Source organism: Psychromonas sp., from assembly GCF_041586535.1.
Lineage (GTDB): Bacteria > Pseudomonadota > Gammaproteobacteria > Enterobacterales > Psychromonadaceae > Psychromonas.
In genome coordinates, this window is sequence record NZ_JBFGZY010000179.1 from 1 (window position 1) to 6890 (window position 6890).

The 6890-nt window shown below is 42.9% G+C and carries 4 protein-coding genes and 1 pseudogene; 2 read left to right on the forward strand and 3 right to left on the reverse strand.

Annotated features, from left to right (window positions below):
- Positions 1 to 123: 123 nt before the first annotated feature.
- The 3 genes and pseudogenes from ABZA00_RS15720 to ABZA00_RS15730 form a co-directional block, all read right to left on the reverse strand.
- Positions 124 to 531, reverse strand: a pseudogene (locus ABZA00_RS15720) (GGDEF domain-containing protein); the annotation flags it as partial.
- Between the two features lie 12 nt (positions 532 to 543).
- Positions 544 to 1083 (reverse strand): PAS domain-containing protein, encoded by a 540-nt coding sequence (locus tag ABZA00_RS15725; protein WP_372883101.1) that lies wholly within the window; start codon positions 1081 to 1083, stop codon positions 544 to 546.
- A 274-nt stretch (positions 1084 to 1357) separates the two neighbouring features.
- Entirely contained in the window at positions 1358 to 2563 is a 1206-nt protein-coding gene (locus ABZA00_RS15730; protein WP_372883102.1) for a DegT/DnrJ/EryC1/StrS family aminotransferase, read from the reverse strand.
- 407 nt (positions 2564 to 2970) lie between these two features.
- On the opposite strand from ABZA00_RS15730, the gene ABZA00_RS15735 reads away from it, so the two are divergent.
- Positions 2971 to 3705, forward strand: coding sequence for a sulfite exporter TauE/SafE family protein (locus ABZA00_RS15735; protein WP_372883103.1), 735 nt, complete (start codon positions 2971 to 2973; stop codon positions 3703 to 3705).
- A 784-nt stretch (positions 3706 to 4489) separates the two neighbouring features.
- A complete protein-coding gene (locus ABZA00_RS15740) occupies positions 4490 to 6646 on the forward strand; it encodes an adenosylcobalamin-dependent ribonucleoside-diphosphate reductase (RefSeq protein ID WP_372883104.1) in 2157 nt (718 codons plus the stop codon).
- Positions 6647 to 6890 lie beyond the last annotated feature (244 nt).

Sequence of the window (6890 nt, forward strand, 5' to 3'; positions counted from 1 at the left end):
CGGATCATGTGGCGGTGCTGCGCTAGATGCCCTGACGACTTATATCGAGCAACAAAATAGACCTAAGTAACGTTAATGCTTCGCATCAATGATTTTCATCACCGCCATGAATGACGGTGTTTTTCATCTAAATGGATAAATCTTAGCGCTGTCAGTATTAAAGTTGATACTTTTTATATTGCCCAGCCCAATCGAGATAGTCAGGTAAGGAGAGACTTTGGTATTAGCTGCGCTAATTTGCAGATTTTCAATATTGGTTTTTAACTTCTCTACCAGCTGCAGCGCATCCTGTGATGAATTGCACTCAAACAACAGCGCAAACTCTTCACCGCCGACCCGAAAGATATAATCATTTTTGCTGCTTATGGTCTCCCTGATTGCAGTGGAAACTCTCTGCAGAGCAAGATCACCCGCAGCATGTCCATAGGTATCGTTGCAACATTTGAAAAAGTCGATATCCATTGAGGCAAAAGAAGACGCCTGCTTGCGGTGAGCAAATGAGGTGATTTTTTGCTCAAGAACATTTTCAAAATATCTTCTATTTTACAATCTGGTTAACCTGTCGGTGATACTGACCTTATTTAAGGCTGTGTTTATTTTATCAAGCTCGCTTAACGTGTTTTTATATTGACTGACATCGAGCATAACCCCGACCAGCCCGAGAATTTGATTATCGACCACCAGAGTGGATTTATAAAAGTGATAATCTCTTTCAATGCCGTCTGCACATTTTACTTTTGTTTCGTAGCTCTGTTGCGTCACTGTTTTTAAAAGTTCAGCATCTTTCTGATAATAGATATCGGCATTTTTTTGAGGAATTATATCGGGCAGATCATAAAGTGATTTACCTGTTATTTCCTCTTTGGGAATACCTAAAATAGTTTTTGAAAAAGCATCATTACAATATTGGTATACACCATTTATATCTTTGTAAAACATCGGACTTGGAATAATATCGAACAAGATTTTTAAGAAAGCATGATTGACTTTCTGCTCCTCTTTTAATGTTTCAAAAAGAGCAAGTTTTGCCTCCAACCTCGCTATTTTATTTTCCAGCATTGCGTAGCTAGGCTTTTCGCTCATCTTTATGAATCTCCGATAAAAATAGGCATAAATTAAGTTATGTCTGAAAAACAATTTGTTATCAGACAGTTAAGTAACAGAACATAATAAGTATTAAAATCCCCCTAAGCAAGGTATTGTTTTATTTTCCTTGTTAATCTGTGGCTCAATAAGCCGTTTTTTTTGCCTGAAGGAAAACAACAACCTGGAAAGCTACCCGCTGTGCAGGAAAGAAAAAACCGTTAACAAAGTTAACGGCTAAGGATATATCCCCATGATACCTCAAGGTGCTTTATCAGGTAGGGGGATTCACCGCGATTTCTTCTATCTGATTGACAACTATATTTGCTACCGTATTGCAGTCGCTGAGAGTGAATGTAAGCGGGATCCTGATATCGATGAGTGTCGCTAAAAGACCTTCTGTCGACGTCAGCAATGGCTGCTTATCAAGATAGAGCCAGCTGTCATATTTACTCGTGTAACTGCTTGGTTCTGCTTCTCCAAACCACTTAATAGAAACGCCTTTAGCCTCGCAATTGGTAATCAGATTTTTGCAGTCGCTATATGAGAATGCCGGAAGAGAAAACTGGATAGAACTGGCAACAAAGCCCTCTTTTTCATCTCGTGTTATGGTTTTGATGTGCTTACTTGACTTGAAAATAGTGTTCATTAAGTCGTATCTGGCATTCCAATCGTGGCATTTCTGATCCAGGTTTTTTAACTGTGGCAGTAATATTGCGGCTCTCAGGTTATCCATACGACCGCTATAGTTTGGAATAGTGTATTTAACCTCATTAAATGCTTCTTTTTCAGGCGCAGCATAATGTTTTTCATAAAGCATATAAGAGCCGGAATATATTATTGCCCTGGTTATTATCTCCTTGTGGGGAGTAACCAATAATCCCCCTTCTCCAGAATTCATATGCTTATAAGTTTGTGTGCTGAAGCATGCCACGTCCCCAAAGCTGCCACTCATTTTGCCATCCCATTTAGCGCCCATGGTATGCGCACAATCTTCTATAAGATAGATATTGTTTCGTCGACAAATATCCATGACACGATCCATATCTGCAATGTGCCCGCGCATATGGGAAAGCAGTAAATATTTAGCCCCGGATTGCGCTGCCTTAATCTCTAAATCGGCCAGATCGATACACAGTTGCTCATCAATATCAACGAATACCGGGATGCCGCCGGCATTGTGGATAGCACCTGGAACGGGTGCCAGAGTAAATGCATTGCACAGCACTTTGTCGCCTTTGGCAACGCCGACACTTAGCAGCGCCACGTGCAGCGCATAACCGCATGAAGCACAGGCAAGACAATTGTCAACACCAATATATTCGCTGAATGCGAGTTCAAGCTGATCGGTTAAGCTTTTTTCACCCGCTTCCGTATTGTAGCGGTGAAGACGACCGGATTGCATCACTGCGATTGCCGCTGCAATACCCTCCTCGGGGATGGGTTCCTGCTGAGTGAAAGATTTAGTAAATATCGTCATTAATCTGTCTTCCTAACTGTCTGATTGTTCGCTAATTGTTATACAGAGTAATAGAGCGGTTGGTGCGACCATTTGGGCCTCGCCCTTCGGGATCGGCTAACAATCTCTCATTGTACTTTGTGGCAGCTCGAAAGAGAGCTCTATCCCTTTGCTAACAGGGCTTGTCCGAGCGATTTTTAGCCTGCTCTGGCGTTCGTTTCTTAAACTATATGGCGCTCTGATAATCACCCTACCCCTAAGTCTGCTATTTCTTTAGCTCCAGCCTTTTTAATTAATAGCTCCAGCCAGTTTTTATTTGTTTCCTTGTTAGTGGATCCAATAATGTCTCTAACTGGCTCTAACCTTAGTGGATCAATATTGCAATAATCAATTCTTTGATCAAGATCAATAATTAGTGAGGCTATTAAATGGAACAAATTTGGCTGGCAATACCAATCGTAATATTCGCGGGAGTGGTACGGGGCTTTAGTGGATTTGGTTTTACTGCAATTGCGGTCGTCGGGCTAAATTTTTTTTTAGAGCCTCAGCAAAGCGTTGCCGTGGTATTATCTTTAGATGTTATCTGCAGCGTTAACCTATGGCGTGCCGCGCTTAAACAGGCCGACCTTACCACCCTGAAAAAACTTATTTTCGGCTCTGTATTGGGTATTCCGGTGGGCTACTGCTTTTTACTCTTAATTCCAGCAGAAATACTTAAACTGTTGATTTGTATTGTGATCCTTGGGTTATCTCTGCTTCTATTTTCTGAATTCAGGCCTTTTAATGCAGAGAAAACAAGTACAAAAATAGGCTTTGGTTTAGCTTCCGGTGCCGGTACTGCAAGCGCATCGGTTGGCGGGCCTATGATTCTATATTATATGTTATCGAGTAATTTAAGTACCAGCTCTCAACGGGCTACCATGATTTTATTCTTTATCGCCAGTGAATTGGTGGCCGTGATCGGACTTATCGCAGGCGGAATGGTAGACAGTACATTGCCCAAAGCCATATTAATACTTGTGATTCCGACACTTATCGCAGGATATGTCGGTCAGGTCTTATTCAAGCGCAAACCGCCACAATCTTTAAAAAGCTTTGCTCTGCCTGTGATGATAGCCGTTGCCCTACTCGGCATTATTAATTCTGCTTTAATACTGTTTTAACAAACGCTTGAAGGCATTGTTCAGTCACCGACTGAGCAATGCCTTCAGGGACCTCGGCTTCAGCCGAGCCTGGTGATTTATATATATACCCATGATACTTCAAGATGCAAAGTCAGCAAGGCAAATTGTGCCGAGATGCTAGCATAAAATTGAAGTATAGTTAATCTACATAGAGATTTTATAACAACGCAGATTGGTACAAGTTGCCTTGCCCTACGGGGCGCTAGCTCGAAAACCAGCTCTGCGCTGCAACAATCGAAAAGGGAATAACCATTACCTCATGCTGCGCCTTGATCTGGTCTCCGAGCTTGTGCCTGACAAAGCATTTTGAAGTAACATGGGTATAGCAGCCTTCTGATTGCTATGATCCACCGTATTTGCTTTAGCCACGATAACTGCGTTGTTTAAATTTCAATAGCACCTGAATCAAACATTTTACTGTTTAAGTAAAAATAATAACTATTTTTATTCGACTTTCTTAAGCTCCTGTTTGGCCAACGCACGGTCTACTTATGCCAGATTATTCCACAGACTTACCCACAGGTTAATCACAACATCTTGTGCTATCTTTACTTGAGGATAACTAGATATAGTGTTTTAATTGATCTTTTATCCAAACAGTTTTTCGCTGCTACAAAGAGTAGCAAAAAAAATTATGCCGTTCACAAACATTATCCATGGCCGGGATTAATGACTTATGTTTACGGCTCTGCCGGTGCGGATAGTTAGCATGGCATAAACAGCACGGCACAAAATAGTAAGACAGACAATAAAAAGGTGAAACATGTCTAAATCAGTTCAGCAAACCACTACAAAAGATTCTGCCAGCAAGCACATTACTGCGTCACTCAATATCCCATTACAAAGCACTTCTGTGGATATTTGGGATAAAAAGTATCGTTTAGTGAGTAAAGACGGTAATGCAGTTGATACCGATATTCATGCAACCTATCAGCGGGTGGCAAGTGCTTTGGCAGATCTGGAAAAAGACAGTGCTTACTGGAGCGAACAATTTTCCTGGGCATTAGAAAATGGTGCCATTCCTGCCGGCCGTATCATGTCAAATGCCGGTGCCCGTGAGCACAAACCTGCTACTTCTACCATCAACTGTACCGTTTCCGGCACTATATATGATTCTATGGACGATATTCTTGGTAAAGTGCATGAAGCTGGCTTAACTTTAAAAGCCGGTTGCGGTATTGGTTACGACTTTTCTACCCTGCGTCCTCGTGGTGCCTTTGTTTCCGGTGCCGGTGCTTATACATCCGGCCCACTTTCCTTCATGGATATCTACGACAAGATGTGTTTTACCGTTTCTTCTGCCGGAGGCCGCCGTGGCGCACAAATGGGCACGATGGATATTCGCCACCCGGATGTCATGGAATTTGTTAAAGCCAAACGTGAAAATGGCCGTCTGCGCCAATTTAATCTATCGCTGTTAATTACCGAAGATTTTATTAATGCGGTAAAAGCCGATAGCGACTGGGATCTGATCTTCCCGATGAATGTTAAAGAAGTCGCGCAAGCAGAAAAAGATAACACCTTAGTATGGGCTTATTGGCCGATACAGGAAGGTTACCAACAAAACGACCTGGGCCAGGTGGCTTGTCGTGTCTATCAAACACTGCCTGCGCGTCGCTTATGGAACGTGATCATGTCGTCAACTTACGATTTTGCCGAGCCCGGATTTATCCTGATCGATAAAGTGAACGAAATGAACAATAACTGGTTCTGTGAAGATATTCGTGCCACTAACCCTTGTGGTGAACAACCATTACCACCTTACGGCGCTTGTTTATTAGGCAGTGTCAATTTGACCCGTTTTGTAAAAAAACCCTTTACTGAGCAGGCTGAGTTTGATTGGGATGCCTATCGTAAGGTCGTTTCTATCTTTACCCGTATGCTGGATAACGTGGTAGAAATTAACCAATTACCCCTCGAAAAACAGCGTCAGGAAATCGAAAGCAAACGTCGTCACGGTATGGGCTTTTTAGGTTTAGGTTCAACCATGACCATGATGAGAATAAAATATGGTAGCCCGGCTTCTGTCGCCTTTACCGAACAGGTCGCACAGGTGATGGCGGTAACGGGGTGGGAGTCCGCACTTGAATTAGCCAAAGAAAAAGGTCCTGCACCAATTATGGATCAGGAGTTTGAAGTGACCGGTAAAATGTTAACCCAGCGGCCGGAAATGAAAAAAGATGGCTTTAAACTGGGTGACAAAGTGAAAGGCAAGGTTTTACACGCAAAATACAGCCGTTATATGCAGCAGCTCGCTGACATCAAGCCGCAATTAGTTGAACAACTGGCAGAGCAAGGAGCCCGCTTTACGCATCACAGCTCGATTGCTCCGACGGGGACGATCTCCCTGTCGCTGGCCAATAATGCCAGTAACGGCATTGAGCCGAGCTTTGCACACCACTACTCACGCAATGTGATCCGGGAAGGTAAAAAGAGTAAAGAAAGTGTTGATGTTTATTCATTTGAATTGCTGGCTTACCGGGAATTGGTCAACAATAGCGCCATGCCTTATAGCGATCTGCCTGAGCAGCAATTACCGGACTACTTTATTGCCGCTGATGATGTCACGCCGCAACAGCACGTGGACGTGCAGGCTGCCGCCCAGCGTTGGGTTGATTCTTCTATTTCAAAAACGGCAAACGTGCCAACGGACTACCCTTACGAAAGCTTTAAAGAGATCTATCTCTACGCTTACGATCAAGGTCTGAAAGGCTGCACCACGTTCCGTTTTAACCCGGAAGCCTTCCAGGGCGTATTAGTGAAAGAGCGGGATCTGGAAAATACCATTTACGAATTTACCCTGGAAGACGGCTCTAAAATCGAAGTGAAAGGTAATGAAGAAATTGAGTATGATGGCGAAACGCATACAGCGGCAAACCTGTATGATGCGCTTAAAGAAGGTTATTACGGTAAGTTCTAGGGTCTGTTAATCTTTCGAGATTGTTTTTGCAGCAGTTTGTTGGTTCTTTATACAAGGCAGAGCCTGAGTAGTGTAGTTATTCTACATAAACAGGCGATAACGCAGTAGAAAGAGCCAACAAACGCTGCCCGAAGGGTTCGGCTAAAAGCGTTTTACTCTTTGTTGCGAGGTATTTACTTAGAATGACTAAGCTACACACCTCGCGTCGCGATTAAAACGCTTTTATCTCGAACAAAAATTAACC

What these genes read in the sequence shown, in the direction of transcription:
- ABZA00_RS15735 (WP_372883103.1), top strand. Translation starts at nt 2,971, where the DNA reads ATGGAACAAATTTGGCTGGCAATACCAATCGTAATATTCGCGGGAGTG.
- ABZA00_RS15730 (WP_372883102.1), bottom strand. Translation starts at nt 2,563, where the DNA reads ATGACGATATTTACTAAATCTTTCACTCAGCAGGAACCCATCCCCGAG.
- ABZA00_RS15725 (WP_372883101.1), bottom strand. Translation starts at nt 1,083, where the DNA reads ATGAGCGAAAAGCCTAGCTACGCAATGCTGGAAAATAAAATAGCGAGG.
- ABZA00_RS15740 (WP_372883104.1), top strand. Translation starts at nt 4,490, where the DNA reads ATGTCTAAATCAGTTCAGCAAACCACTACAAAAGATTCTGCCAGCAAG.